The 3106-nt window shown below is 54.1% G+C and carries 1 protein-coding gene; it reads right to left on the bottom strand.

Going from position 1 to position 3106, the window contains the following annotated elements; translation table 11 throughout:
• Nucleotides 1-33 precede the first annotated feature (33 nt).
• Complete coding sequence (locus OOJ59_RS27650) at nucleotides 34-3042, bottom strand: Tn3 family transposase (RefSeq protein WP_012817690.1); 3009 nt, start codon at nucleotides 3040-3042, stop codon at nucleotides 34-36.
• Nucleotides 3043-3106 lie beyond the last annotated feature (64 nt).

Below are 3106 nucleotides of genomic sequence, written 5' to 3'. Positions count from 1 at the left end.
GGGGTTTGAGAGCCAATGGAACGAAAACGTACGCTAAGAAGTTAATTCATTGTTTAAATTGAAATTTAGTTCTCTCAGTTCCCCCTTCAAAATATCCTCCGGTAGCGTAAACGTATAATGCCCCAGCATATTGATATGCCCGTGCATCAGTGGGGACAACCGGGCGATATCTTCAACCCCGATTTCTTCTCCATTACTGCGTATCCAGCTCAGGGCTTCCTGCATATAAAGTGTGTTCCACAGTACCACTGCGTTAGTGACCAGGCCCAGTGCCCCCAGCTGATCTTCCTGACCTTCACGATAGCGCTTTCTGATCTCACCGCGCTGCCCGTAGCAGATCGCCCTCGCCACAGCATGGCGGCCTTCCCCCCGGTTTAGCTGCGTCAGGATCCGCCGACGATAATCCTCATCATCAATATAATTAAGAAGGTACAGCGTCTTGTTGACGCGCCCCACTTCCATGATCGCCTGTGCCAGCCCTGATGGGCGCGAGCTTTTCAGCAAAGAGCGAATGAGTTCTGAAGCATGAATGGTGCCCAGTTTCAGCGAACCGGCGGTTCGCATCATCTCATCCCACTGATCCTCGGCTTTCGACAGATCGGCACAACCACGTGCCAGTTCGTCCAGTGCACCGTAATTTGCCGATTTATCCACTCGCCAGAATACCGCTTCACCGGCATCGGCAAGCCGGGGGGAAAACTGGTATCCCAGCAGCCAGAAGAGGCCAAAAATAATGTCGCTGGTACCGGCTGTGTCTGTCATGATCTCAACCGGATTCAGCCCTGTCTGCTGCTCCAGAAGGCCTTCCAGCACAAAAATGGAATCTCGTAATGTGCCGGGGACAACGATGCCGTGGAATCCAGAGTACTGATCAGAGACGAAGTTGTACCAGGTGATGCCACGTCCGGAACCAAAATATTTTCTGTTAGGTCCTGAATTGACGGTTTTCACCGGCGTGACAAAGCGCATGCCATCAGCTGAAGCCACTTCGCCACCACCCCAGCGGCCAGCAAGCTCCAGTGTGGACTGAAAATCAACCAGGCGGGCATTGGCGCTGACCAGCGTTTCTGCCCGGAGGTAATTCTGTTTTACCCAGCTAAGCCGGTGGCGCGTCAGCGCCGGTATATTGTGCTTTATCAGCGGTTCCAGCCCGATATTGCAGGCCTCTGCCATCAGGACCGCGCACAGGCTGATGTGCAGATCCTGTGCCCGGGCCCCGGATTCACTGACATGCGTAAACTCACGTGTAAATCCCGTTCTGGCATCTATTTCAAGCAACAGTTCCGTCAAATCTACTGGCGGGAGTAGCAGCCTTACCCGACTGTTGAGACGATGCAACGATGTTGGCTCCTCCAGTTTCTCCAGGCTGCTGATAGTCAGGGAAGGATGTTTACCGTCATGGCAAATATGAACCTCCGCATTTCCTTCAAAGCGGGATGCGACGGTTTTCCAGGTTTCATCTAGCTGGACCGCCAACTGTTGCACGCCTTTATGTCCATCAGTGGGATGTCCCAGCGCCCGGCAAACGGGGACCCGCTGAGCCTGCCATTCTTCCCCCTGCAACAGCTTCTCGCGGGGATTTCCCCAGCGATCGCTGTTTTCGAGCCAGATGTCCCTTCGACGTAGTGCATCCTGAAGGCGCTCCAGCAGACAAAGCGAGTAACCGGCACGCTGTATCCGGCCCTCCGCATCGTATACCAGGCGTTTCCAGGGGCCGGTAATAATATGTTCAGGCGCATTGTCCAGGATGCGCTTTTTCGAGCAGTTCAGTTCGGTCAGATAATGAATGGCGGACAACGTATGTTCTCCGGCTGGCGCTGCCTGGAAATGCAGGTCGCGCAATACCGCCGGAAGAAAGCGCTTTACCCGCCCGTACTGCTCCACCATTTCGTCATGGAAATTGTTGTTCTGAGGCCGGGCCAGCTCATTTACCTTGCAGACGGATTCTGCCAGCCTGCTTTTCGGTATGCTGTTGAATATGGTCTCCCTCAGTTCAGCATCGTCAGCCTGTTCATCCAGCAACAATGAACATGCCCGCGCCAATATTAGCGCAGCACGATCAAGATCTTTAAGCGTCCTGAGCCGTTTTTTCTGCCCCGTTTTCTTCGCCGCACGAGTGATATCCAGTATCAGCATATCGAGCACATCAACGGCCTCATCCAGCGCCGCAGTCTCCTGCGCTTTAACGAATGCTGTGAGTACGGCCAGTTTTCTCTGCTGTGGCATTCGCGCGATATATTTTACCGACGCCATGCCTGCGTAACGGGCCAAATTACGCAGTTGTATAGCAGGCAGACCGGTAAAATTCAGTCGGGAAAATTCCAGGTTTCGCAGCCGGATATACCGCTCCAGCGCTTCGGTAAATGCCGGGCCGCTGACGGTGACCGGTCCCTTTTTCAGTTGCTCCAGCGGTGAAGTACGCTGCCCCTCAGGAATGTCCAGAAGCTCCGTCACGCGGGCGGTCTGCCAGCTGTCCGGCAACGCGGCCAGTTTCTTCCACAGCCGCTGATTTGCCCGTTCGCGTATTTCACTGACGAGACGTACAAGTGTGGTTGCTCCGGGCAGCAGGACCTTATTCTGAAGCAGCCACGCGGTGGCAAAATCAAACATAAGGCCGGGTCGCTCATTACTGAGCCATGCGCGGGTGTACAGCAGGCGCTTCAGGCGGAAAGACCAGGGGAAATCGCCAAATTCATGGTAACCGTAATATTCCTTAATCAGCGCAGTATGCTCTCTGAGGGTGGTAACCCGTTCTGCGTAGCGGGTAAGGACTTCTGGACGGCGAATATTAAGCTGCACCGCGACAAATTGCTGAACACCTGGCAGAACCCGGGTTAAGTCTGTCAGAAAGGTGCCCAGAAAACGGGCGGTGGTGAGCTGAAGCGCAATTCCCAGCCGGTTATGCCTTCCCCGCCGCTGGTTAATGAAGGCAAGATCCCGCTCATCAAGATGAAAATAGCGCGCCAGCTGCACGTCATTGGGTTCTGCAACATAGCGACCATAATTCAGTTCCTGCTCAGTGGTCAGAAAATCGACGGGCATACCGGCCTCCCTGCCTGATGGTCATGAATTAACAATTTCGCAACCGTCCGAAATATTATAAATT

Source organism: Citrobacter sp. W9, assembly GCF_026719375.1.
Classification (GTDB): domain Bacteria; phylum Pseudomonadota; class Gammaproteobacteria; order Enterobacterales; family Enterobacteriaceae; genus Citrobacter; species Citrobacter werkmanii.
The sequence above is the reverse complement of the archived record's forward strand: the minus strand, read 5'-3'. Positions and strand labels throughout refer to the sequence as shown.

Bases quoted from the DNA above. Each gene is read 5' to 3' on its own strand.
- OOJ59_RS27650 (WP_012817690.1), bottom strand. From the start codon at position 3,042: ATGCCCGTCGATTTTCTGACCACTGAGCAGGAACTGAATTATGGTCGC.